Here is a 22,691-nt window from a genome sequence, read left to right as displayed (position 1 = left end):
TGCGCAATAGATAGCCGGTCAATGAAAATCCGCAGATGTGCTTCAAGTTGGTGTGGATGGCGAAGAACGCTGATGTAAAAGGTGAAAGTTGCGACAAGCAATTGCGCATACCGTATCGCGCCGGGTGCGCTTTTTTGGTTCCCCGGTGTCGAGCAATACCGAGTTAGACGTTCACCCCAGCAGATTCCGCGCCGTCCGCATGAAAATCCTCGACCCGATCGGGATCAGGTCATCGGGAAAATCATAATCCGGGTTGTGCAGCGCCGGATAGCTCTCGCCGGCGCCGAGGAAGAACATGGCGGATTTCGCGCTGTGGCCGAACAGGCCGAAATCTTCCGAGGCGCGCATCGGCAGGGCTTCCTCGCCATGGGTGACGCCTTCTTCGTTGAGGGCGCGTTGCAGATGCTCGACGGCATCCGGCGCGTTGACGCTGGCGACGAAGATCTCGTGATAGTCCCAGCGGGTGGAAAGGCGGTGGCGGGCGGCGATCTCGCCGACCAGCGCCTCGGCGGCGGCGCAGAGATCGGCCATGTTCTCGTCGCGGCGGGTGCGCAGCGTCGCCCAGACCTCGGCGTGGGCGGGCGCGATGCCGAACACGGCTTCGCCCATGGCGGCGTGGGTAACGGTGACCATGGCGAAATCGTCGTCGGCGAAGGTGGCGCGGCCGAGTGCCGGCAGCGCCGGCATCAGTTCGGAAATCGCCTTCATCGGCGAAATTCCGGTTTCGGGCATGGAGGAATGCGCGGTCTTGCCTTCCAGCACGATGCGCATGCCGCGCGAGGCGCAGTTGACCACGCCCGGTTTCACGCGCACCTCGCCGAACGGCACGCCGGGCAGGTTGTGCAGCGAGAAGGCGAAATCGGGCGCGATCTCGCCATAGCGCGGATCGGCCACCACGCCGGCGGCGCCATTGCCGGTTTCCTCGGCGGGCTGGAACATCAGCACGACGCGGCCGCTGGCCGGGCGCTCGCGGCCGAACTGGCGACCGAGCGAGGCGATGATGGCGGTGTGCCCGTCATGGCCGCACATATGCGACTTGCCCGGCACTTCGGAGGAATGCGCCACGCCGGACAGTTCCTCGATGGGCAGGGCGTCGAGTTCGGAGCGGAACAGGAGGGTCGGTCCCGCCTTGCCGCTGTCATAGACCGCCGCGACGCCATGGCCGCCCAGGCCGGTCAGCACCTTGTCGGGCGCGGTGTCGGCTAGGAAGGCGACGACCGCTTGCGCCGTCTTCTCCTCCTCGTTGGAGATTTCCGGCTGGCGGTGCAGCTGGCGCCGCCATTCGGTGAGCTCGACAATGTCGCGGTTGGTCAGGGTCATGCTTGTTCGCCTCCGCTTACTCCTCACGACACGCCTGCGCGTGCGCATGCCCCGAGGAGTAGCGGCAAACGGCATCCGCCGCCACACGCCAAGCGCCGGGCTTTGGCGGGCCAGGAATGGCGGCTGCCGGTCTACTTCACGCGGTTGGGGCAGAGCGCCTTGAACTGGTCGATCGTATAGTCGTAGCCCGAAGCGCCGGAGCCATCGAGCAGCACGTTCTCTGCCACCGCCTTGATGAGGTAATCCACCGTCACCTCGGTGCCCTTGTTGCGGCCCTGAAACAGCATCTTGGCGCCATAGAAGGTGGTGAATTCGCCGGTCTTGCAATTGGCTGTTATCTCGAAGTTGAGCGGCGCCTTCATCTCGTCGTCGATGCATTTCTTCGTGAAATCATGGCCGTACTCGCGGCAGTAGATGGTTGCATCGTGCCGGTCGTGTTTGGCCAAAATGCTGGCGTGTTCCGAGCCGATGCCCGTTTTCTTGACGATGGTGAGCTTCATTCCGACCCTGGCGCCGTAATAGAGGCTCGCCGCACCAGCCGGCGCGGCCAGCAGCAGGGCGCAAAACACAAGCAGGAAACGTCGCATGGAAACCTCCTCCTTTGGCGGACAGGATTGCCGGACGGCGTGGCGCGGTCAAGCATGAATGCGCCAACGCCGCTCGGGTGCACGCCGCTCGGTGGCACCTGGCCCAATCTTGTCGGGCCAGGAAGCGGATGGTCATTATGAGGAGACAGTTTATAACGGTCGGCGAAATCGCGATGACCTAAAGGGGAGACGATGCGTTACATACGTCCGCTTTCAATCGAGGATGCCGTGGGCCAATTGGCCGGGTCGGCCGGCCCGGCGGCCATCCTGGCGGGGGGCAGCGACCTGCTGGTGAGGATGAAGGGCGGTTTCGTCGAGCCTGAGCTGATCGTCGACATCAAGGGAATTCCGGGCTTCAGCGATATCCGCGAAACGGCCGAAGGCTTCAGCATCGGGGCGGCGGTGCCCTGCGCGGTGCTGGGCGAGAACGCCGTGCTGAAAAAGGCATGGCCTGGCGTGGTCGAAGCGGCGAAGCTGATCGGCTCCAAGCAGGTGCAGGGGCGCTGCACCATCACAGGCAATCTCTGCAACGCCTCGCCGGCGGCCGACAGCGTGCCGGCGCTGGTGGCGGCGGGCGCGCGCGCCGTGGTGGCCGGGCCTTCGGGCAGCCGCACCATCGCGGTGGAAGCCGTGCCGACCGGGCCGGGCAAGACCTCGCTCGCCAAGGGCGAGATCATCGAGGCGATCCTGCTTTCCAAGCGGGCGGCCCGTTCGGGCGACGCGTATCTGCGGTTCATTCCGCGCACCGAAATGGACATCGCCGTGGTGAGCGCGGGCGTGAACCTGACGCTGGATGAGGCCGGCGTGATCAAGGCCGCCCGCGTGGCGCTGGGCGCGGCCGCCCCCACCGTGCTTCTGGTGGAGGAGGCCGCCGAGGCGCTGATAGGCCGCAAGCTCGACGATGCGGCGCTCGAACGGCTGGCAAAGGTGTGCTCCGGTGCCTGCCGGCCCATCGACGACAAGAGAGGCACAATCGAATTCAGGCGCAAGGTCGCGGGCGTGCTGGCGGGACGCGCCGCAACGACCGCCTACGCACGCGCGGGAGGCAAATAATGGCTGGCATAGCGGTTTCAACCACGATCAACGGCGACGCGGTCGAGTATCTCTGCCAGCCCGACGAGCCGTTGCTCGACGTGCTGCGCGACCGTCTGGGGCTTACCGGCGCCAAGGAAGGCTGCGGCACGGGCGACTGCGGCGCCTGCTCGATCATCCTCGACGACCGGCTGGTCTGCTCCTGCCTGGTATTGGGCGCGGAGGCGCAAGGCCGCCGCATCGAGACCGTCGAGGGCATGGCGCATGGCGAGACGCTGCACCCGCTGCAGCAGAAGTTCCTGGAGCACGCCGCGCTCCAATGCGGCATCTGCACGCCCGGCTTCCTGATCGCCGCCAAGGACCTGCTGGCCAAGAACCCTGACCCGAGCGAGGAGGAAATCCGCTTTGGGCTGGCCGGTAATCTGTGCCGCTGCACCGGCTACGACAAGATCGTGCGCGCCGTCCAGGACGCCGCCCATGTGATGAAACAAGCGTGATGAAGGGAGCGTGACCATGAATTTCGATCCGCGCTACGCCAACCGCAACTTCGCCTCCGTCGGCACGCGCCCCATCCGGCCCGACGGCATCGACAAGGTAACCGGCCGCGCCCGCTATGGCGCCGACTTCAACATGGCCGGCCAGCTGGTGGGCCGCGTGCTGCGCAGCCCGCATGCCCACGCGAAGATCCGCAAGATCGACACGTCCAAAGCCGAGAAGCTGCAAGGCGTGAAGGCGGTGATCACGGCGGCCGATCTGCCCGACCTCACCGATGGCGACGCCGCCATGTACGACATTCTCGACAACTGCATGGCGCGCGCCAAGGCGCTCTATGACGGCCATGCGGTGGCCGCGGTCGCGGCGATCGACGCGCGCACCGCCAGGCAGGCGCTGAAGCTGATCGAGATCGACTATGAGGTGCTGCCGCATGTCACCGATGTCGACGAGGCGATGCGGCACCACGCGCCGCTGATCAACGACACCATCTTCACCGAGGGGCTGGAGGAGAAGCCGGCAAAACCCTCCAACGTCACCAAGCGCAGCCAGTTCGGCCATGGCGACGTGCATGCCGGCTTCGGCGCCGCCGACTTCATCGTCGAGCGCTCGTTCAGGACCGAGCAGACGCATCAGGGCTATATCGAGCCGCATGCCTGCGTGGCGAGTGTCAATCTCGACGGCACGGCGGAGCTGTGGGTGTGTACGCAGGGCCATTTCGTCTACCGCCAGCATTGCGCGCAACTGCTCGGGCTCGAAGCCTCGAAGCTGCGCGTCACCTCCTCGGAGATCGGCGGCGGCTTCGGCGGCAAGACCCATGTCTGGGCCGAGCCGGTGGCGCTGGCCCTGTCGCGCAAGGCCGGGCGGCCGGTGAAGCTGGTGATGACGCGCGACGAGGTGTTCCGCGCCTCTGGCCCGACCAGCGCCACCTCGATCGACGTCCGGATCGGCGCGCGCAAGGACGGCACGATCACGGCCGCCGAAGCGACGCTGCGCTACTCAAGCGGCCCCTATGCCGGCAGCTGGGCCGAGATCGGCGCTATGACGGCGTTTGCCTGCTACAAGCTCGATAATGTCAGGACCGTGGGCTACGAGGTGCTGGTCAACCGGCCGAAGACGGCCGCCTATCGCGCGCCGTCCGCGCCGATGGCGGCCTTCGCGGTGGAAAGCGCCGTCGACGAGCTCGCCAAGGAGATCGGCATCGACCCGGTCGACTTCCGCATCAAAAACGCCGCGCAGGAAGGCACGCGCTCCTCCTACGGCCCGGTCTACGGCCCGATCGGCATCGGCCCGACGCTGGAGGCGGTGAAGAACCATCCGCACATGAAGGCGCCGCTGAAGCAAAACCAGGGCAGGGGCATGGCCTGTGGCTTCTGGTTCAATTTCGGCGGCCAGACCTGCGTCGACCTAAACATCGGCATGGACGGCTCGGTGTCGCTCGCCGTCGGCACCGTCGATGTCGGCGGCTCGCGCGCCTCGCTGTCGCTGGTGGCGGCGGAAGAGCTTGGCATCGACTACAGCCAGCTGAAGGCCATCGTCGCCGACACGGCTTCCCTCGGCTATAACGACATGACCGACGGCAGCCGGGGCACCTTCTCCTCCTCCATGGCCACCATCTCGGCCGCCCGCAACGCGATAAAGATCCTGCGCGACCGCGCCGCGCAGATGTGGGACATTCCGGTGGAAGACGTGATCTGGGAGCAGGGCCACGCGGTGGCCAAGGGCGACAATTACGGCAATCTCGGCAAGCTCTCGCTGAAGGAGATCGCCGCGCAGTCGGGCAAGACCGGCGGCCCGATCGCCGGCCACAGCGAGCTCGTCGCCGACGGCGCCGGCGTCTCCTTCGCCACCCATATCTGCGACGTCGAGGTGGACCCCGAGACGGGCGCTACGCGCGTCATCCGCTACACGGTGGTGCAGGATGCCGGCAAGGCCGTGCACCCGACCTATGTCGAGGGCCAGTACCAGGGCGGCGCGGCGCAAGGCATAGGCTGGGCGCTCAACGAGGAGTATATTTACGGCAAGGACGGCCGCCTGCAGAACGCCGGCTTCCTCGACTACCGCATCCCGGTCTGCTCCGACCTGCCGATGATCGACACGCAGATCCTGGAAATCCCCAACCCGAACCACCCCTACGGCGTGCGCGGCGTCGGCGAAACCTCGATCGTCCCGCCGCTGGCGGCCATCGCCAACGCGGTGTCGAACGCCGCCGGCGTGCGCATGACGCACATCCCGATGTCGCCGCCGAGGATTCTGGCGGCGATCGAGGCGGAACGGGAAGGGTAGGGGACGAAAGCCAGGGATAAGGTGTGTTGAGATTCAGGTCAGGGCGAGCCGAAAGTGGCGGGTTCCGAGAACCGGAGCGGAGCGTACTTGAAGTACGTGAGCACCGGAAGCGCAGGAACCTGCCATTTGCAGGCCGGCCTCACCTGAATATCAGCGCACCGTAGCGCCATGGTGGAGGTCACGCTCTGGGGCGCGCTCAGCCAGCTTGCCGGGGGCAAGAGCAAGGTCGAGGTCGAGGCGAAAGATATCAGGGAGCTGTTCAGGAAACTGGCTGAACAGTATCCCGGGTTCGAGCCGTGGATTGATCGCGGCATTGCCGTGGCGATCGATGGGGTGATTTACCGGGATACGTGGGGGAAGAAGCTGCCGGAGGGGGCGGAGGTGTTTTTGCTGCCGAGGCTGGCGGGGGGATGAGGGGGGCGGCGCGATAATCTGTGCTCAGATATCGGCCGTAGGCTCAGGGTCAGGCCAGAAGTGGGTGAAGCACCTCTTAAGGGGTCCGTCGCACTAGCAATTTGTGCACGAGGGGTGGAGAACCTATTTCAAGCCTTGCGCAAGGGCCGTAGTTCGATGTTTGGATATCTGCAGCTATCCGGAGGTACTAGGATGATCGCTGTAAACTTCGCCGTTGGCCCAAGGATGATGCTTCACAGTGGTGCATGGTTTGATTTTCTTGATCCGGCGAATAGCGAATTTGTCATTGAGGATATCGCTTATGGACTGTCGCACATTTGCCGCTACGCAGGTCAGTGTTCAGCATTTTATTCAGTTGCTGAGCATAGCTTGTTAGTTAGCGAAGTAGCTCACGGCTATGAGTATAGCGCGCTTATGCACGATGCTGCCGAAGCTTTTATTGGCGATGTGACTAGGCCCCTCAAGCAACTTCTGCCGGATTTTAAGCAGATCGAGGCTATGGTGGAAGCTGCAATATTCCAGCGTTTCGATGTGCCAACGCCCTTGCCAAAAGAGATCAAGCGAGCAGACCTGAGTGTACTGGCGGCAGAACAAGCGCAGATCATGCCGCCGGAGACGTCGCTGTGGGCGGCAGAAGAAGGGATCGTTCCTGCCCCGGTAACGGTGCGACATCTATCACCTGGAACGGCGCGCGCTGCATTCCTGAAGCGCTTTAACGAGTTGCGACCCAGATCCGGACATAGTGCCGGCACCCGGTCAGCGCGAGTTGCGTAGGTTGCATCCTCGATCGATTAACACTGACAATATCACAATCGAGCCTAAGGCTTATGAAATGCAATCTTGCCTCCCAGTAGCTAGCAGGCCAACATCGTCGTTAGACGTTGTCGGCAGCAATAGCCCAATTCGCAAGGATCGTTCGCTAGACCGCTTGGCAGAGACTGGCAATGTCGCTCAGTTTGTTAGCTTCTCTCCTGAGGATGGACGAGGGCGTCAAGAATTTAGCCGCGTTGCAGGACACACTCCTAACGACCCATTTCTTTCCGAGCGGATGGCGCTAGAGACCTTACTTCGCCTCAGCCCCGACGGATCGATTAACCTTCGCAGTTTCAGCCCCAGCGACCCGCGTAGCCGCGAGTTCGTCTACGGCATCAAGAATCTGGAAGAAGCGGTTAGTGCGCTCCATCGCTTGCTGGAAAGCGGGTTGTTCGTAATCGCCAACGAAACTGTAGATGTACGCGACGGAGGCGTCTCTGGCGTTGCTCAGGGTGGCGTCATTGAGTTCGCCCCTGACGACACACCGCGCTGCGTCGAAAAGGACGGTGTCGCCTCGTTGCCAATCGCCTGGGGGATGTCGATCCTTGAAACTGTCTATGGCTTCAGGCCCGATCTTGGCTCTACAGATGGCGTCCGGCTTGAGTTCAGTGTCCATCCTAAACCTCGCGGGTGGCGTCAGACGCATACATTGCTCTGGGAGCACGAAGCCATCGGCCTCGAAAACCACCGACCCGGGCTGACTTGGCCTAACAATTTCAGCCGTCATATCGGCGACAAGGCATTTGGCTTGTTGATGTCGCACACTATTGGCCTCCCAACGCCAAGAACTACCGTTATACCAAGACGCGTCTCGCCATTCACATTTGGCTCACCTACCAACAGCAAGGAAATATGGACTCGCACTTGCCCTCATGAACCCGAGCCAGGGCTTTATACAACGGTTAAAGGATGGACTGATCCATTCTCACTACTCGCGCAAGAGGATCCCAGCGGCGGCGCTATTTCATCAGTACTGTGCCAAGCTGCCGTGCCTGCAAAATTTTCAGGTGCGGCGATCGTAGCGAGAGACGCCACTCTTGTTATCGAGGGGCGGGAAGGCGAAGGCGATCTGCTCATGCTTGGCGTGAGCCCTCCAGAACTACTACCCGCGCCGATCATGGCCGATGTTCGGGCCGCCCATCATCGACTCAGTTCTGCACTTGGGCCTGTACGATTCGAGTGGGTCCACGACGGCGAGAAGGTCTGGATCGTTCAACTGCATCTCGGAGCGACTCACAGCACACCGAAAATCCTGGTGCCGGGTGAGCCGGACGACTGGGTTCGCTTTGATGTTGCCGACGGTCTCGAAAAGCTAAGGCTCAGGCTTCGCACTTTGCCTGAGACGACTGGACTAAAGCTGGTAGGCAATGTTGGCCTCACTAGTCACATCGCAGATGTTGTCCGCAAGGCTGGGCGCCCAGCGCGTATCGTAGTGAGTTGACGACCCTAGACTAAGGCCCTACGTCTCCAACGTCACCTGGCCGACGCCACAACTCGGCCACTACCCCGTCCGCGACCCGGTGGACTGCAAGTACATGCTCCGCAGCATCTGAGACGCCTCCTGCCACCACGAGCTCGACGACAGCCTTGCGCCTGTTGCCGCGTTTCAGTCTCCAGGCTTCGAACGGGAAATCTTCGATTGGTAGAAATGAGTTCGCCCCTCGCGGAGCGGGATTCATGATCGTGGATCCACTATTGATCGGGCAGAGCAGAATATTCTCGGCGTGTGCCTCCACTAGTGTGGCAGTATCGAGTGTCAGCACAATCTGCGGTGTATGCGCGTAGGCCCCAAGCAATGTCTGGAGGCGAGAGCGGGTCAACCAGAAAAACACCTTCTCATTCAATGATTGATACCACTCGGTTGGTGTCAGTCCGTCTTGAAGGCACTTATTGAGTGCCTTGTCTGACATCGGCTTCTGATCACGAACGATAGCCCCTGGCAGTCCGGGAGCTTCGATCTTTACCGATTCTGGACGTTTGATACTCTCAATCGCCGAGCGCGCCGGCCCATTATAGCCATAGAGATTAAGCAGCGACGATGTGCTAAGAAGTCCATATTGTTGAATTGAGGGCCAACTTTCGTCTGCAGCCATGTGCCAAAGACGGGGGTGGAGGGCGACGAGTTCGTCAACCGTCATTTCCAATTTCTCCGATCAATGATTCCCCGAGCTTCGAAGCGAGTCGAGACCAGCGAGACGGGCGCGTTGGCCACCCGCTCAACGCGCTCGATGAAGTCGCGTGTCTCAACCGTGAGCTGCTCGTAGCTCCTAGCTCGCTGGTTCACATCGCTGATGTAGTCCGAAAAAGACAGCGCAATGTCCGTCGCCCCGTTTATGACTGCTGAGCGGCGGACCTGCTCCCAGTCGAACTCAGCGATTCTACGCTTCTTGCCAGACACCGTTCCGACCTCAGTTTTTTGAATTTTGTCGACCGGGAGGCCTGAGCGATCCGCAATTACCTGCGCTTCGATTGGACGAGCCATATCGCCAGACGTCCCGCCCACCCTTATCGGATAGGTTCTAGTCACCATGATAACTCGGCGGACCCGGCCCGGCGCAATGCCGGCGTCGGCCAAACATCCCGACGCCGTCGTCTCTCTCGAAGTAACGTAAGGATAATTCGCATGATGCAGGCTAAGGTCAGTGCCCTGCGTTCCCTCAAGGCAAATACGTTTCCCCTTCGCATAGGCGCGCTCCAGCACCTCACTACCATCAACGACGAAACGTTTGAGCTCGGGAATGTCGCGTGCAAGACGCACCTTTGCACCGAGATGCGTTTCCTTGTCGCGCCCGAGAATCTTACGCGCCGTGGCAACGCCAACTCCCTTTTTGGTAGAGCCGATCGCGTCCATCGATCGCTCTTCGTACTCGACGTCGCTCGGCTCAATAATTACCGCCCGCTGGTCGATTGATAGTCGATTCGGGTCAAGCTTGAGGTCTTTGATTTCCTTGGTAATTACAGGCAGGGAAATCGTGGCACCCGCGCCTATCAGTATGCCGGCGTTCGGATTGGATTGGCTGCCAGAAGGCAGCTGAACGTATGTGTACTCAGGATGTTTAACTTTGTGACCGGCGTTGGGGCCACCAACTCGAATGAGCAGTTCATAGCCACGCGCGAGATATGCGCACACATGCCCTTTGCCTTCGCTGCCGTATTGGCCACCAACCACCACGTCCACGAGCGGCTCAGGCTGAAGGGGGTAGAGACCTAGGCCCGCCACCGCCTGCGCCACGACCGAGGCTGCTTCGCAACGAGATGAGTCGACTACGCGATCCGCCACCCCTTTAAGAAGACGAATACGCGCCTCTGTCGAACTCGTTTTGAGTTCTGCATAGGTGGCAAATTCTGCAATCTTCTTTTGGCGTTTAGCGTAGCGTTCCTCAAGAACCGCGTCGGACGCATCTATGAACACGTGCCAGACACGGAATCGATCACCGAAAGTCCGCCTGATATGGTCGATCTGTTTCTTGATGCGAATCGCGTCGATGATGCTGACGCAGGGACCGTCATCCGAAAGGCGGGTCGCCAGTGCGTCAGCCACCCATTTGCCGTCGGTTTCCAAATCCAAGCGTTCGCCGGCTGCTTGGAGGTCCTCCCGCTCGCTCTTGGCCCCAGTGGCGATTAGAAGATCGCGTGTCGAGAGGCAATCAGCCCCAAAGCGTTCTGTGATAATCTCGCAAAATCTTGACTTCCCGACGCCAACCGGCCCGGACAATGCCAATAGCACACGCATAAATATCAACCCCCCAAATTCGCGTAGCTAAATCGTCCCTCAGATAGGAATAAATAGCAAAAAAATATCGCGATTGTAACTTGTCATCAATTGAGGCTCGCAAAAGACTCGGCTGACTCAGAACGTGTCATGTTGACGTTTTACTGTCTAGACATGAAAGTGGCGGGAAAGCCATTTTCGGGCTTATAAAAGGGGGGTACGTATGTCAGTTCTAGACATCCCGCTGCGCAAAATCCTGCAATTATTTTATGCGCCGCAGCCGCTGCGACGTTCAATTTTAAGGGATGATATTCGGCTCGATCGTAGAAAGGAAAAAGGTGGCAGCAGAAGCCGCGGCGGCGACTTCTATCTACCTTTTTGGTCCGATGTAAAAACGCATATTGCCGGTGACGGCGACCTTTCCGAGATGACGGACGGCCGCATACGATCAAACAGGAATTTTGCGCGACTATACCCACTCCTGAAAGACGGAGTAATCGACTTGCTTAGCGCCAAGCTACGCTGGTCAAACGAACCTGTTCAAATAGTGCCAATGAGCGTGCATGGAAATCTAGAATTTGGAGCTATAAGGGGTGTCGTTCGTATACGTGATGCCCTGCATGCTCGAGTTAGAGGTGAGTATACACGTGTCGTCTACCCCTATTTCAGCGAAGCCCCCGCACTCCCCGAAGAAGGTGGTAGGTTAGGATTGTGGGCCATGCAGCAAGCCTTGACCGAATACGATCCAAATGACATGCGCGTCATCGACATCCTTCGGCGAAATTTTTTCTCACCGCAAACAACTCCATTGAAGGGAGATGAAGGGATGGTGTTTTGGGAAAATTACATTTCAACAATCGCCGAATGGGAGCGGCTAAAGCTAGATTAACAGCCAGTGCGGGTTCACTTTACGAACGCCAAGCGACGGCGCGACGATGAAGAGCGCAGCAAGAGCATACCAGCGGCGAACTGAAGGCGTATAGCCGCAATTCCTCACACAAAAAACGTCTGCCTCTCCCGCAACGTCGCCGCCGTGATCGCGCCAATCCCCGCCTCGATCTCGCGCTTGCCGGCCAGGATCGCATCACGGCGTCTTCCTGCATCGAGCGCAGCAGTTCCCCCTTCCCGACCTTGCCTACACCCCAACCCCCTTCGTCCTCCCATACACCAACCCCGCCACCGCCAAGTCCCCCACAGCCAGCCCCCGGAACACGAACGCCGTCGTCTCCTGCGCGCTTTGCCTTCCCGCAAAATCCCCGCATACCAGCCCCGTCAAATCGCCGGCGGCCATGGCGGGGTCGATCATCGGCTTGGCCATGTTTTTCTCCTGCTCCAGATCATCCACGATGATGCGGTCGAAGCGGGTCATGGTTTCGGGCAGCCAGGGCAGGGCCTGGTCGGTCATCACGGCGAAGCTGCCTGGTTTCAGCCAGGTGGCGTCGAGGAAGGGGGTGGGTCTGGGCACCAGGGTCACCGATGTCACCACCATGTCGGCGCCTTCGAGCGCTTGCCTCGGCTCCTCGCAGGGGATCGCTTCGAGGCCGCGCGCTCGCGCCATGTCGCATAGGGCGTCGCGGTTGGCGGCGCCCCGGCCGTAGGCGCGGATTTCGCGCAAGGGGAAGAGGTCGGCGAAGGCCTCTAAATGTCCACGCGCTTGCACCCCGCAGCCGATGAAGGCGAGGGAGGAGGCGTCGGGCCGCGCCATGCGCCGGGCGGCGACGGCGCTCAAGGCCGCCGTGCGCTTCTCCGTCACCCAGTTGCCGTCGACCAGGGCGAGCGGCAGGCCGGTCTCGGCGTCGAGCAGGGTGATCAGCGAATTCAGCGTCGGCAGGCCGCGCTGGGCATTGCCGGGGTTGACGACCAGCGACTTGGTGGCGAGCACCGGCGGCTCTGAAGACACGCCGAGCGTCGCCATGATGTAGCGGTCGTCGCCCGGCAGCACCACGGCCTTGGGCGCGCACCAGACTTCGCCCCGGCGCTGGCCCGATATCTGGCGCTCGATCTCGTCGACCATGTCCTTCGTGGAGATCTCCAGCCGGTCGAGAAGCGTCGATGTCAGATAGGGCAGGGTTTCGGTGGCCAATGTTTCAGAAACCGATCTTTCAGCAACAGGGGGTCGATCGTGCATCAAGTCATTTCCAGTGGATCGTCAAACGGCCGCCGCGCATGAGAGCCGAACCGCACCTTGATCTCAGGTCAGGTCGATCGCGCCCCGGACATCGCGGCAGACTTTGTTATCAGTTCTTCTGAGATGGCGCAGCCATTGCCGAAAGAGGACCGTCTGTTTCCCTGGGGGAAGGCAAGGGAGCGGGCGCCGTGGGCCCCTGTGGCGCCGAAGCCAGCCGCCGAATTTGTTGAAGCTTTATCGTCGCCCATGGGTTATCCCCTGACCAACACCATTCGACAGGGAGTTTCCATCCATTGAGCGTAGCCTTTGCCAAGGAGGAAAGTGCGGAGGCGGCATCGGAAACCATCCTGCCGGCTCGCCCCATCTCCGATCGCATCAACCTCGTCACCGAGACGGGTCTCGAGATGCTGAGGGATGAACTGGCGCGCGCCCGGCAGGCTCTGGACGCTGCCAGCGTGCTGGAAGATGTCAATGAGAGGCGACGGCAGTCGGCGGTTCCGGTTCGGGATGTCACCTATTATGCCGAGCGCGTCCGTACGGCGCAGCTCATGCCGGCGCCGGCGTCCAATGAGGCGATCGCCTTCGGACACACCGTCACCTTCGCGCGGGATGATGGCCGCACCCAGACCTTCCGCATCGTCGGCGAGGATGAGGCCAATCCGTCCCAGGCTTCCATCTCGCATGGCTCACCGGTTGCCATCGTGCTCATCGGCAAAAGCGTTGGCGACATTGTCCAGCTGGGCCCGCGCGAGCTTGAGATTCTATCCATTTCCTAGACGGGCATTGCGCGCTGATCATCCGGCAGCTGCAATTTCCGCGGTCCGTTCGCCGGTCCCTCACAGCAAGAACGTCTGCCGCTCCCGCAACGTCGCCGTGATCGCCACAACTCCCTCTTCGATCTCGCGTTTGCCCGCAAGGATTGTATCCGCCGCCACGCCTTCCAGCATCGAGCGCAGAAGCTCCGCCTGGCCGACCAGCACCGCGTCCTTCTCCGCCAAAGCGGCGAGGGTGGCGGCTTCCTGCCGATACCGCTGGGCCATGCGGTCGTTTTCCGGCACCGGCTGGTGGCGGATCTGGCCTTCCAGCGCGCCGACCTCGCGGCCCAGGCGTTCGAGCGCCTGGGCGTTGGCGACGATCGCGGCGTCCGGGAAAGGGTTGGCGCGGGTGGGCGGGGCGATGTTCTCGCGGCGGTAGCTCGCCTCGGCCTCGTCGAGGCCGGTCCGCGCCCGGCCGAGCAGCGAGCACGCCATCTGGCGCACGCGCTGGTCGTCGGCCCGCAGCTGGTTCTCCTGGCGGTAGAAATTATAGCCATAGCCGTAGAACAGGTTGATCCCGACCCTGGCGAGCGGCCCGGCCTCGTAGAAGCGGCTCATCTGGTGGCGCCCACTTCATCGCCCAAGGGATAGAAGCCGGTCGGCTGGCCGCCGATGAAGAAGGGAACGCCGGCCGCCGCGTTGGGAGCGGAGACCAGGCCCTTGTCGGCCATGCGCAGCGCCAGGTAATAGCGCACCGCCTCGATCGGGGTAAGGCCGATCGCCTGAAGCGAGATCAGTTCGCGCATGCGCTCGTCGCGCGGCATGATCAGCACTTTCAGGTCGTTCAGCATGATGCCGTAAACCTTGAGGAAATCGGTGAGGTGAGCCTTCACCGCCTCGCGCACGTCGCTGATGCGTTCGTTGACGTTTTCCATCTTGGTGACCTGGATGATCTGGTTGATCGCCTGCTCGATCGCCGGCCCGGCATAGTCGGCGATCTCCTTGGTGTCGATCACCGCGCCCGCGAACGGCATGTGGGTGATGAGATCGAGCGCCTCTTCCTTGCTGTCGATGTGGATGTAGTAGTCGACGACATAGGACATCTCCGCCATTTCGGCCGATGTGGCGACGCCCTCGTTGCGTACGAGCAGCTTCGAGCGGTTGATGTAGATGACCTCGTAGACCCAGGGCGAGGAGCCGCCGAAGAAGCCCTGCACGACCGAGCCGACCAGCGGCTTGTCCGGCGTCTGCAGCGCGTACTGGCCGGTCTCGTAGACGTTGAGCACGGCGCCGCGCGACTTCAGGATGCAGAAATGGTTGCTTTCCACCGTCAGCAGCGAGCCCGAGACGATGCTCTCGTCGACGATCTTCATCGCCACGGTCCTGGTGCCGAGCGCGTCCGTGCCGTCGCGCTGCAGCGACGTGATGACCTGTCTGGTGATTGCCATGTTTTCACTCCTCGGTTGCTATGGGCGCGCGCCCGGTGCCTGTTGATGTGGAAATGCGTTAGCGCGGCGAGCAGAGACCCTTGCCGCCGAATTGTTGCTGCAGCCGGGCGGTGCGATCGGTGCGCTGCCGGTAGCCGCCGTCGCCGTCGAGCAGATATTTCGCCCGCCGCTTTTCGCGCGGCGGCACGGCCGTCTTCTTCGCCATAATCGCCTTCTCGATCGGCTCCATCGCCACGGCTAGCCTGCGGCCGGCCCTGGATTCTCTGGATTCGTTGACGGCGAGGCTGACGGCCTGCTCGATCAGGTCGCGGCTGTTCTGGCCGAGGAAGGTCGAGACCAGCCCGGCGACATCGGCGGCGATGTCCTCGGCCCCGGCATCGCCTGACAATGCCCAGGGTTGAGTGGCCGAGCGTTGCGTGGCTGATGGTTGCGGAGTGGGCGGTTGCGGGCGGGCTGCCTCCGGCTGGACGAATTTTCGCGCGCGCCGGCTCCGGCCCAGCCTCTGCCAGGCGATGAATGCGAAGATGAGAACGAATACAACAAACGACATGTGACCAGCCCCGCTCAGTGGTCGGTGTTGATTGCCGGATTGTGGATGATGGACGCCGCCGCTCGCCTTGCGCGCCTCGCGCTCGCGTCCCCAGGCACCAATGACCATCGCCTCCGCTGCTCGCGGATCAATGGCGGCCGCAATGCCTGTCTACCCCCCAACCCCTCCCAGTTAACGCGTCGGATACGTTTCTTCCCCGGACGGGGCTGTCCGGGGCCTTGGAAAAGCTGCGTCGTTGATAGGGGAAGACCGAGATGTCGGCCATACACATTGCCGAGAGCGGCAGCGGAATTGGCTGGCTGCGTTGTCAGGGTTGGGCAATCGCGCAGAGTTAGCGCTGCCCCCGCTCCGTCCGCTGCGCGGCCACCTCTCCCCCGCTTTGCGGGGGCGAGGAACCCAAGCTTGGCAAGGTGGCGATCTCGATGATTGGCGTTTCCTCGCCCCCATGAAATGGGGGAGAGGTGGCTCGGCGAAGCCGAGACGGAGCGGGGGCAGCGCTAAGCTACGCGATTGTCCCCCGCCCGCAAGGGTGCCGCGCCGGTTGAAGACAAAGCGCGGGCATCTCGGCTAGAACTGTCGAACGGACCCTTGGAAGGAACATCGCAATGAACGACGTCAGGCCGCTTGGCGAGATCGCCAGCTATCATGCCCATATCTATTTCGACGGGCAGGCCGAGCGGCAGCATGCCGAGTGGCTGCGGCTTCGCATCGGCGAGCGTTTTCGCGTGCGGCTCGGCAACTGGCACGACCGCAAGGTCGGCCCGCATGACCAGGCGATGTACCAGGTCTCCTTCGCCAAAGAGATTTTCGGCTCGTTCGTCCCGTGGCTGATGCTGAATCATAAAGGGCTCAGCATCCTCATCCATCCCAACACCAGCAATCCCAGGCGCGACCATCTGGTCGACCCTGTCTGGATCGGCCGGCCGCTCGATGTGCACGGCGACACGCTCCCGGACGATGATGAGGCCGAAGAAGCGCTGGAGGTTAACACCGAGCCGACGCTGCCGGTGTAACGGTATCCGGCGCGGGGCCCTGCTCTTGCTTGGGCCTAATGCACCACAGCCCGCAACCGCTCGCGCAGTTCCCTCGGCCCGACATCGTACTTGCTCTTGAAGGCGCGGGAAAAATGGGCGCTGGAGTTGAAGCCGCAGGCGAAGGCGATTTCGGAGATGGAGGCCGAGGCGCGGGCGGGGGATAGCAGTTCCTCCTTGCTGCGCTCCAGGCGGCGGTCCCAGACGAAGCGTTCCAGCGTGGCGCCTTCACCCTCGAAGGCGCGGTGGAGGTAGCGCCGCGAGCAGCCCATGTGGCGGGCTATGTCCTCGGCCGACAGGCTGCTGCGGGCAAGGTTGGCGTCGATATAGGCGACGATGCGCTCGCGCAGCGCCTCCAACGGCGAGCGGCGGAATTCGGGCGCCATCGGCTTGGCTTGGATCAGGCCGTTGACCAGCTGGATCAGGCTTTCGCCGACGCGCCGGCTGCTCGCCTCGTCCAGCCGGTGCGCCTCGCCGATCGCCATCTGCATCAGGCCCGACACGATGTGGGTCAGGCTGTCGTCATGGCCGGGAAGCGGCAAGGGCGCCGACAGGCGGGCGAGCGTGTCGTCGCCGAATGTGGAGCGCGGCACCTGCAGGATCAACTGGTCGACATCGCTCAGGTTCTGCAGGGAATAGCTGCGCACCGGGTCGTAGATAACGGACGATTGCGGGCCGAGGTCGACGGCGATCTGCTGCTGCTCGAAGCGGCTGCGGCCGGAAAGCTGCATCAGGATCTTGATCGCGTCGGGGTCGAAGCTGCGCCAGAACAGCCGGTCGTTGACCACCAGATGCGAATTGGCCTTGATCTCGGAGAGCCGGCAGGCGCCGAGATTGACCGAGACCAGTTGCGGGATGGACGGCACCGCGCCGCGCGAAAAGCGCTGGGTGATCGGGCCGAACAAGAGGCGCGAGGTCGACAGGAAGGCCTCGCCGTCGGCGATGCTGACATGGTGGGCGGCAGCGTGCATCTCGTTTCCTCCTCCAAACGGCCTTCCCGTCTTGAAGCGGGAATTGTGGCTCGTGTCCGTCCAGTCCCGGCATTGTGGCGCGCGGTGGCACCTCGACGCAATGGTCAAGAAGTTAACATGATAATTATCTTGGCCGCAACGGCACCGACGCGTGCCATTGTTCGCCGGTCAGTTCGGCTGAAATCCTGCGCCCGGCCTCGCGCGCGGTCAGTCCCTGGCGCGCGGCGGTCTCGTCGTCGATGCGCGACAGCGGCGAGGCGACAGCCAGTGTGCCGACGGGAAAACCGTCCGAGCCCAGAATGGCGGCGGCGACCGAATGCACGCCTTCCTCATAGCCCTGTGCGCTGCGCGAATAGCCGCGCGAGGCCGCCAGCCGCACGGCCTGCATCACCGTTTCGCGGCTGGTCATGGTGTGGGCGGTGAAGGCGGTCAGCGGCTTGCCGAAATGCGCCTCCACGCTTTCCGGGCGCGAGAAGGCGAGGAAGGCGATGCCAGACGCCGTGCCGTGCAGCGGCAGGATCTGGCCGACATCGACGCTGACGCGGTTGGCCCGGGCTGAAAGCTCGACATGAACGGTGAGCAGCGCGCCGGCGCTGAACTCCGACAGATGCACGGTCTCGCCGGTCTCCTGCGCCAGCTCACGCGCGATTGGCGCGGCCAGCCGCACGAAGGGCAGATGCGCGTCGCGCATGCGGGCAAGCCGCGACAGGCCGGCGCCGAGCCGGTAGCGGCGGCTCAGCGGCTCCTGCTCGATCAGCCGGTGCTCGGACAGCGCCACCAGCAGGCGCGGGGCGGTGGCCTTGTCGAGGCCGGACTTGCGGGCGATGTCGGAGAGGCCGATTTCCGGCTCCTTCAGCGTGAAAAGCTCCAGCAGCGAAATCGCCTTGCCGACCGTGGTCATCGCGGACTCCCAAAAAATACTTAGCGTGTGAATTAACTTGACAGTGGGCCGTGAGGCTTGCAGTCTGGCTATAACATACAAAACATCGGTTCATATGATGAACCGAGATGGGAACGTAAAAAACAAGGGCATAACGGTTCGCGGCAGCGCCTGGGCGGTCGCCGCACGCAATGCCTGAAATGGCCGGGCTGCCCTTCGGCACGCAACCGGCGGTGAGGAGAGCGAGAAAATGCCCGACAGAAGTGCCGACCTGGTTCTGACCAACGGCCTGATCTACACGGTGGATCGCAAGCGGCCATGGGCCTCGTCGGTGGCCGTCAAAGGCGGGCGCATCGTGGCGGTGGGCGAGGCGGATGCGGTCTCCAGCCTGACAGGCTCGGCCACGAAAACCGTCGATCTCGGCGGCGCCATGCTTATGCCGGGCATCGTCGACGTGCACGCGCATCTGATGATGGGCGGGCAGGCGGAGCTGTTCGAGCTGCGCTTTTCGCCGACCTCGAGCTTAGAGACGCTGATCGCGCGGGTCGCCGAGGCGGCGGCCGGGGCGCCGCAGGGGGCATGGATCATCGGCGGCCAGTGGGGCAGCGATCTCCTGCCCAGGCTCAACAAGCTGGACGCGCTGGCGGCGCTCGACAAGGCAAGCCAGGGCCGGCCGGTCATGCTGCGCGACGACACCTATCACAACAGGTGGATCAATTCTGAAGCCTTGCGCCTTGCCGGTGTGTCGGCCGCGACGCCCGATCCGCAAAAGGGCTCGATCGGCCGCGACCCCACCACCGGTGCGCCGACCGGCATGATGATCGAATCCGCCGCCGGCATCGTCGAAAGCACGATTGCCAGGTCGGGCCACTATACCGAGGAGATGGACCGGGCGGCGATGGCGCGTTCCATCGCCACGCTCAATTCCTATGGCGTTACCGCCTTCCTCGACGCCGCCGCCATGCAGCCGATCCTGGCGGCGCTGAAAGGTCTCGACGATCGCGGCGAACTCACCGCCTGGTCGGTGTCGGCTATGCCCGCGGTCGAGCCGTCCTTCATGTCCGGCATTGCCGGCGACGAGCTGATCGCGCTGCGCGAAAACTATCGCGGCGCCCATGCGCGGCCGGATTTCGTGAAGATCTTCCTCGACGGCGTGCCGGGCGCGCGCACCGCCGCCTTCCACGAGCCCTATGTCGACGACGCGATCCTCGGCTGCTGTTTTCGGGGCTCGACCATCGTCACCGTGCCGGAGCTGATCCGCTGGGTGGGCAAATGCGAGAAGCTCGGGCTCGGGGTGAAAATCCACTGCGCGGGCGACGCCGCCGTCAGCCAGGCGCTCGACGCCATCGATGTCGTGCGGTCCTTCAACGGGCCGACGAAGCTGATCCACCACATCGCCCATGCCAGCTACATCGCGCCCGATGACGTCGCCCGCTTCGCCGAGCTTGGCGTCGCCGCCGATCTGTCGCCTTTCCTGTGGTATCCGACCAGCTTTCTCGAAGGCCACAAGCAGACGATGGGCGAGGCGCGTGCACTGCGCTTCTGGCCGAACAAGGATTTGCTTGCCGCCGGCGCGCTGCTTGCCGGCGGTTCCGACTGGCCCGTCATGCCCAATCCCGATCCGTGGAATGGCATCGAAGGGCTGGTGACGCGGCGCAACCCGAGCGGCGAGTTCGCCGGCGTAGCACTCTGGCCGGAGCAGGCGATCGACGTCGCCACCGCGCTCGAAATCTTCACCATCAACTCGGCCCGCGCCATAGGGCTCGCCGACACGGTCGGCTCGATCGAGATCGGCAAGTCGGCCGACTTCATCAAACTCGACCGCAACGTGCTGGAAACACCCGCCGACGAGATCGCGGACACCAAGGTGCTGACCACCTGGTTCGAGGGGAGGGTGGTGTATGAGCGGAGCTGATCCTCTTAGCCCCATCCCGGTCACGATCCTCACCGGCTTCCTTGGCTCGGGCAAGACCACGGTGCTCAACCGCCTGCTGAAGCGGCCTTCGCTCGCCGGGGCCGCCGTCATCATCAACGAGTTCGGCGCCATCGGGCTCGACCATCTGTTGATCGAGGCCAGCGAGGAACAGTTCACGCTGCTCGACAATGGCTGCGTCTGCTGCACCGTGCGCGGCGACCTGGTGGCGACGCTGAAGGCGCTCGACCTGCGCAGCCGCGCCGGCGAACTGCCCGGGCTGACCCATGTCGTCATCGAGACGACCGGGCTCGCCGATCCCGCGCCGATCCTGCACACGCTGATGGCCGAGCCTGATCTCGCCGGCCGCTATCTTGTCGCCGGGGTCGTGACCACGGTCGACGCGGTCAATGGTCCCGCCACGCTCGACCGCCATGCCGAAGCCGCCAAGCAGGTGGCTGTCGCCGACCGGCTGCTGGTGACCAAGACCGATCTGGTTTCGGACGAAGCCCTCAGCGAATTGCGGCACCGGCTGGCGACGCTGGCGCCGGCGGCGCGGCAAAGCCTGGCGAGGAATGGCGAGGCGGATTTCGACATCATGGATGTCACGCATTCCGCCATGGCGGGCGATGCGCGGGAGATGGCGGCGTGGCTCGACATCTCGGCTCACGAATGCGGGCCGGATTGCGCGCACGATCATTCTGACCATCATCCTGGGGCCGGCCATCACCATGGCCCCCGCGAGCATCACGGCCAGCACCATCACGGCATCCAGTCCTACAGCTTCGTCATCGACAAGCCGGTGGAATGGTCCGCCTTCGCGCGCTGGCTCGACTATGTCGCGGCGCTGAAGGGCGAGGACCTGTTGCGGCTGAAAGGCCTGGTGCATGTCACCGACGAGCCGGAGCGGCCGCTGGTGCTGCATGGCGTGCAGCACGTCTTCCATCCGCCGGTGCGGCTCGATGCCTGGCCGTCGGCCGATCGGCGCACGCGGCTGGTGTTCATCGTGCGCGATATCGACAGGGAGACGATCGCGCGCACGCTGAAGAAATTCGCCGCCATCGACGCCACAAGCACCGTCGCCGTGGGCACCGGCACGCCGTCGCGCGCCGCGGCATGATCAGAAAATGAATCAGGAAAAACAGGGGAGTGACTGATATGCAATGGAAATCCAGCCTGCTTACGGCGGCCTTGGCCGGCATCGGTATTGCCGCGATGGCCGGCACGGCGTCCGCCGCCGGCCCGACCTGCAAGGACGGAACCATCAAGGTCGGCGCGGTCTCGACCATCACCGGTCCGGCCGATTTCAGCGAGGTGCCGAAGGCGACCAAGGCGGCCTTCGACGCCGTCAACGCCGCCGGCGGCATCAATGGCTGCAAGATCGACTACACGATCGCCGACGACAAGGCGGACCCGGCGGTCGCGGCACAGGCCGCGCGCGACCTGATCGACAACAAGGAGGCGGTGGCGCTGGTCGGCTCGGGCAGCCTGCTCGACTGCGCGGTCAATTCCGCCACCTACAGCCGCAAGAAAATCCTGTCGGTGCAGGGCCTCGGCGTCGATGCCGCCTGCTTCTCCTCGCCCAATGTGGCGCCGGTCAATGTCGGACCCTACACGCTGTCGACGGCGATGGCCTACTACGCCACCAACCAGCTGAAGAGCGAGAAGCTGTGCGCCTTCTTCATCATCATCGGCGGCACGCAGGAGGCCTACAAGAAGGCGATCGAGAACTGGGAGAAGATCTCTGGCAAGAAGATCCACCTCATCGACCTGACGCTGCCCTTCCAGGGCGACCTCACGCCCTATGTCATCAAGGCCCGCGACGCCGGCTGCGACGCGGTGCTGACCAACCAGGTCGAGCCGCAGGTGGTGCAGTTGATCAAGACGGTCGATGCCCAGAAGATCACGAGCATCAACTGGCTGTTCCTGGCGCCGGGCTACACCGAGCAGGTCGCCTCGGCGCTGGCCGACACCAAGCAACCGATCTATGTCGGCACCGAATGGGAGCCCTTCACCGAGAAGAGTTCGGCCGCCAACGCGCAATGGGTGGCCGACATGCAGAAGGCCGGCCGGCCGCTGACCGCCTTCTCGCAGGGCGGCTATCTCGCCGCCCAGCTGTTCCTGAAAGTGGTGGCTTCGATCGATGGCGAGGTGACGCGCGAAAGCGTGACCAAGGCGCTGCATGACATGCAGCCGATCACCAATCCGCTCGCCGGCAGCGCTTACGTCTTCGGCAAGGCCAAGACCCATTCGCCGATGCAGGCGACCAAGGTGATGAAGCTGGAAAAGGGCGCCTGGACGGTCGAGACGCCGGACTGGGTGGTGCTGCCGCAGGCCAAGTGAGGTCCTCCCGGGCGTCG

General features: G+C 63.2%; 22 protein-coding genes. 12 read left to right on the top strand and 10 right to left on the bottom strand.

The genetic code is table 11. From position 1 onward, the window contains the following. Window positions 1–171 precede the first annotated feature (171 nt). The gene (locus J0I79_RS06875; protein ID WP_292855954.1) at window positions 172–1,320 is read right to left on the bottom strand and encodes an amidohydrolase; all 1,149 of its coding nucleotides are present in this window, start codon (window positions 1,318–1,320) and stop codon (window positions 172–174) included. Window positions 1,321–1,451: 131 nt separating this feature from the next. Further along, complete coding sequence (locus J0I79_RS06870; protein ID WP_292855953.1) at window positions 1,452–1,907, bottom strand: hypothetical protein; 456 nt, start codon at window positions 1,905–1,907, stop codon at window positions 1,452–1,454. Between the two features lie 192 nt (window positions 1,908–2,099). Here J0I79_RS06870 and J0I79_RS06865 point away from each other — a divergent pair, with 192 nt between their 5' ends. From J0I79_RS06865 to J0I79_RS06840, 6 genes are all read left to right on the top strand, one after another. Then, a complete protein-coding gene (locus J0I79_RS06865; RefSeq protein ID WP_292855951.1) occupies window positions 2,100–2,960 on the top strand; it encodes a xanthine dehydrogenase family protein subunit M in 861 nt (286 codons plus the stop codon). After that, window positions 2,960–3,436 carry a (2Fe-2S)-binding protein gene (locus J0I79_RS06860; RefSeq protein WP_292855949.1) on the top strand — a complete coding sequence of 159 codons (477 nt, stop codon included), beginning with the start codon at window positions 2,960–2,962 and terminating at the stop codon, window positions 3,434–3,436. The genes J0I79_RS06865 and J0I79_RS06860 overlap by 1 nt, the downstream gene beginning before the upstream one ends. Before the next feature lie 16 nt (window positions 3,437–3,452). Further along, a complete protein-coding gene (locus J0I79_RS06855) occupies window positions 3,453–5,717 on the top strand; it encodes a xanthine dehydrogenase family protein molybdopterin-binding subunit (protein ID WP_292855948.1) in 2,265 nt (754 codons plus the stop codon). Window positions 5,718–5,885: 168 nt separating this feature from the next. Then, entirely contained in the window at window positions 5,886–6,131 is a 246-nt protein-coding gene (locus J0I79_RS06850; protein ID WP_292855947.1) for a MoaD/ThiS family protein, read from the top strand. Between the two features lie 192 nt (window positions 6,132–6,323). Continuing rightward, window positions 6,324–6,905: a hypothetical protein gene (locus tag J0I79_RS06845; RefSeq protein WP_292855946.1), complete on the top strand. Its 582-nt coding sequence runs from the start codon at window positions 6,324–6,326 to the stop codon at window positions 6,903–6,905. A gap of 58 nt (window positions 6,906–6,963) precedes the next feature. Further along, complete coding sequence (locus J0I79_RS06840; RefSeq protein ID WP_292855944.1) at window positions 6,964–8,385, top strand: hypothetical protein; 1,422 nt, start codon at window positions 6,964–6,966, stop codon at window positions 8,383–8,385. A gap of 10 nt (window positions 8,386–8,395) precedes the next feature. Here J0I79_RS06840 and J0I79_RS06835 read toward each other — a convergent pair whose 3' ends face one another. After that, on the bottom strand, window positions 8,396–9,082 hold the full coding sequence (locus tag J0I79_RS06835) for a hypothetical protein (protein ID WP_292855943.1): 687 nt from the start codon (window positions 9,080–9,082) through the stop codon (window positions 8,396–8,398). Then, entirely contained in the window at window positions 9,079–10,677 is a 1,599-nt protein-coding gene (locus tag J0I79_RS06830; protein ID WP_292855941.1) for an adenylosuccinate synthetase, read from the bottom strand. The genes J0I79_RS06835 and J0I79_RS06830 overlap by 4 nt, the downstream gene beginning before the upstream one ends. 202 nt (window positions 10,678–10,879) lie before the next feature. Between J0I79_RS06830 and J0I79_RS06825 the strand changes: the two genes are divergently transcribed. Next, entirely contained in the window at window positions 10,880–11,545 is a 666-nt protein-coding gene (locus tag J0I79_RS06825; RefSeq protein WP_292855939.1) for a hypothetical protein, read from the top strand. A gap of 246 nt (window positions 11,546–11,791) precedes the next feature. On the opposite strand, the gene J0I79_RS06820 is transcribed toward J0I79_RS06825, so the two are convergent. Then, the gene (locus tag J0I79_RS06820) at window positions 11,792–12,739 is read right to left on the bottom strand and encodes an ornithine cyclodeaminase family protein (protein ID WP_292855937.1); all 948 of its coding nucleotides are present in this window, start codon (window positions 12,737–12,739) and stop codon (window positions 11,792–11,794) included. Window positions 12,740–13,077: 338 nt separating this feature from the next. On the opposite strand from J0I79_RS06820, the gene greA reads away from it, so the two are divergent. Further along, window positions 13,078–13,560, top strand: coding sequence for a transcription elongation factor GreA (gene greA, locus J0I79_RS06815; RefSeq protein ID WP_292855935.1), 483 nt, complete (start codon window positions 13,078–13,080; stop codon window positions 13,558–13,560). 60 nt (window positions 13,561–13,620) lie between these two features. Here the strand turns inward: greA and J0I79_RS06810 are convergent, their stop codons facing one another. Genes J0I79_RS06810 through J0I79_RS06800 form a run of 3 tightly spaced genes read right to left on the bottom strand, consistent with a single transcriptional unit; the run spans window position 13,621 to window position 15,537 of the window. Then, window positions 13,621–14,157 (bottom strand): hypothetical protein, encoded by a 537-nt coding sequence (locus J0I79_RS06810; protein ID WP_292855933.1) that lies wholly within the window; start codon window positions 14,155–14,157, stop codon window positions 13,621–13,623. Next, window positions 14,154–14,987 (bottom strand): SPFH domain-containing protein, encoded by an 834-nt coding sequence (locus J0I79_RS06805; RefSeq protein WP_292855932.1) that lies wholly within the window; start codon window positions 14,985–14,987, stop codon window positions 14,154–14,156. Before J0I79_RS06805 ends, J0I79_RS06810 begins: the two co-directional genes overlap by 4 nt. Window positions 14,988–15,045: 58 nt before the next feature. Next, window positions 15,046–15,537 (bottom strand): hypothetical protein, encoded by a 492-nt coding sequence (locus tag J0I79_RS06800; RefSeq protein WP_292855930.1) that lies wholly within the window; start codon window positions 15,535–15,537, stop codon window positions 15,046–15,048. Window positions 15,538–16,142: 605 nt separating this feature from the next. Here J0I79_RS06800 and J0I79_RS06795 point away from each other — a divergent pair. Beyond that, window positions 16,143–16,550, top strand: a complete 408-nt coding sequence (locus J0I79_RS06795) for a DOPA 4,5-dioxygenase family protein (protein WP_292855928.1) — start codon at window positions 16,143–16,145, stop codon at window positions 16,548–16,550. A gap of 35 nt (window positions 16,551–16,585) precedes the next feature. Here J0I79_RS06795 and J0I79_RS06790 read toward each other — a convergent pair whose 3' ends face one another. Together J0I79_RS06790 and J0I79_RS06785 are read right to left on the bottom strand one after the other, a co-directional pair. Next, on the bottom strand, window positions 16,586–17,539 hold the full coding sequence (locus J0I79_RS06790; protein ID WP_292855926.1) for a helix-turn-helix domain-containing protein: 954 nt from the start codon (window positions 17,537–17,539) through the stop codon (window positions 16,586–16,588). 124 nt (window positions 17,540–17,663) lie between these two features. Continuing rightward, complete coding sequence (locus tag J0I79_RS06785; protein WP_292855924.1) at window positions 17,664–18,440, bottom strand: IclR family transcriptional regulator; 777 nt, start codon at window positions 18,438–18,440, stop codon at window positions 17,664–17,666. A gap of 229 nt (window positions 18,441–18,669) precedes the next feature. Between J0I79_RS06785 and J0I79_RS06780 the strand changes: the two genes are divergently transcribed. Genes J0I79_RS06780 through J0I79_RS06770 form a run of 3 tightly spaced genes read left to right on the top strand, consistent with a single transcriptional unit; the run spans window position 18,670 to window position 22,674 of the window. Continuing rightward, window positions 18,670–20,334: an amidohydrolase gene (locus J0I79_RS06780; RefSeq protein WP_292855923.1), complete on the top strand. Its 1,665-nt coding sequence runs from the start codon at window positions 18,670–18,672 to the stop codon at window positions 20,332–20,334. Further along, a complete protein-coding gene (locus tag J0I79_RS06775; RefSeq protein WP_292855922.1) occupies window positions 20,321–21,451 on the top strand; it encodes a GTP-binding protein in 1,131 nt (376 codons plus the stop codon). The genes J0I79_RS06780 and J0I79_RS06775 overlap by 14 nt, the downstream gene beginning before the upstream one ends. A 38-nt stretch (window positions 21,452–21,489) precedes the next feature. Continuing rightward, the gene (locus J0I79_RS06770) at window positions 21,490–22,674 is read left to right on the top strand and encodes an ABC transporter substrate-binding protein (protein WP_292855921.1); all 1,185 of its coding nucleotides are present in this window, start codon (window positions 21,490–21,492) and stop codon (window positions 22,672–22,674) included. Window positions 22,675–22,691 lie beyond the last annotated feature (17 nt).

Origin of the sequence: Mesorhizobium sp. (assembly GCF_017306585.1) — a bacterium.
Classification (GTDB): domain Bacteria; phylum Pseudomonadota; class Alphaproteobacteria; order Rhizobiales; family Rhizobiaceae; genus Mesorhizobium.
The sequence above is the reverse complement of the archived record's forward strand: the minus strand, read 5'-3'. Positions and strand labels throughout refer to the sequence as shown.

Excerpts from the sequence above, each read along its gene's own strand:
- J0I79_RS06875 (WP_292855954.1), bottom strand. The coding sequence starts at position 1,320 with ATGACCCTGACCAACCGCGACATTGTCGAGCTCACCGAATGGCGGCGC.
- J0I79_RS06870 (WP_292855953.1), bottom strand. The coding sequence starts at position 1,907 with ATGCGACGTTTCCTGCTTGTGTTTTGCGCCCTGCTGCTGGCCGCGCCG.
- J0I79_RS06865 (WP_292855951.1), top strand. The coding sequence starts at position 2,100 with ATGCGTTACATACGTCCGCTTTCAATCGAGGATGCCGTGGGCCAATTG.
- J0I79_RS06860 (WP_292855949.1), top strand. The coding sequence starts at position 2,960 with ATGGCTGGCATAGCGGTTTCAACCACGATCAACGGCGACGCGGTCGAG.
- J0I79_RS06855 (WP_292855948.1), top strand. The coding sequence starts at position 3,453 with ATGAATTTCGATCCGCGCTACGCCAACCGCAACTTCGCCTCCGTCGGC.
- J0I79_RS06850 (WP_292855947.1), top strand. The coding sequence starts at position 5,886 with ATGGTGGAGGTCACGCTCTGGGGCGCGCTCAGCCAGCTTGCCGGGGGC.
- J0I79_RS06845 (WP_292855946.1), top strand. The coding sequence starts at position 6,324 with ATGATCGCTGTAAACTTCGCCGTTGGCCCAAGGATGATGCTTCACAGT.
- J0I79_RS06840 (WP_292855944.1), top strand. The coding sequence starts at position 6,964 with ATGCAATCTTGCCTCCCAGTAGCTAGCAGGCCAACATCGTCGTTAGAC.
- J0I79_RS06835 (WP_292855943.1), bottom strand. The coding sequence starts at position 9,082 with ATGACGGTTGACGAACTCGTCGCCCTCCACCCCCGTCTTTGGCACATG.
- J0I79_RS06830 (WP_292855941.1), bottom strand. The coding sequence starts at position 10,677 with ATGCGTGTGCTATTGGCATTGTCCGGGCCGGTTGGCGTCGGGAAGTCA.
- J0I79_RS06825 (WP_292855939.1), top strand. The coding sequence starts at position 10,880 with ATGTCAGTTCTAGACATCCCGCTGCGCAAAATCCTGCAATTATTTTAT.
- J0I79_RS06810 (WP_292855933.1), bottom strand. The coding sequence starts at position 14,157 with ATGAGCCGCTTCTACGAGGCCGGGCCGCTCGCCAGGGTCGGGATCAAC.
- J0I79_RS06805 (WP_292855932.1), bottom strand. The coding sequence starts at position 14,987 with ATGGCAATCACCAGACAGGTCATCACGTCGCTGCAGCGCGACGGCACG.
- J0I79_RS06800 (WP_292855930.1), bottom strand. The coding sequence starts at position 15,537 with ATGTCGTTTGTTGTATTCGTTCTCATCTTCGCATTCATCGCCTGGCAG.
- J0I79_RS06795 (WP_292855928.1), top strand. The coding sequence starts at position 16,143 with ATGAACGACGTCAGGCCGCTTGGCGAGATCGCCAGCTATCATGCCCAT.
- J0I79_RS06790 (WP_292855926.1), bottom strand. The coding sequence starts at position 17,539 with ATGCACGCTGCCGCCCACCATGTCAGCATCGCCGACGGCGAGGCCTTC.
- J0I79_RS06785 (WP_292855924.1), bottom strand. The coding sequence starts at position 18,440 with ATGACCACGGTCGGCAAGGCGATTTCGCTGCTGGAGCTTTTCACGCTG.
- J0I79_RS06780 (WP_292855923.1), top strand. The coding sequence starts at position 18,670 with ATGCCCGACAGAAGTGCCGACCTGGTTCTGACCAACGGCCTGATCTAC.
- J0I79_RS06775 (WP_292855922.1), top strand. The coding sequence starts at position 20,321 with ATGAGCGGAGCTGATCCTCTTAGCCCCATCCCGGTCACGATCCTCACC.
- J0I79_RS06770 (WP_292855921.1), top strand. The coding sequence starts at position 21,490 with ATGCAATGGAAATCCAGCCTGCTTACGGCGGCCTTGGCCGGCATCGGT.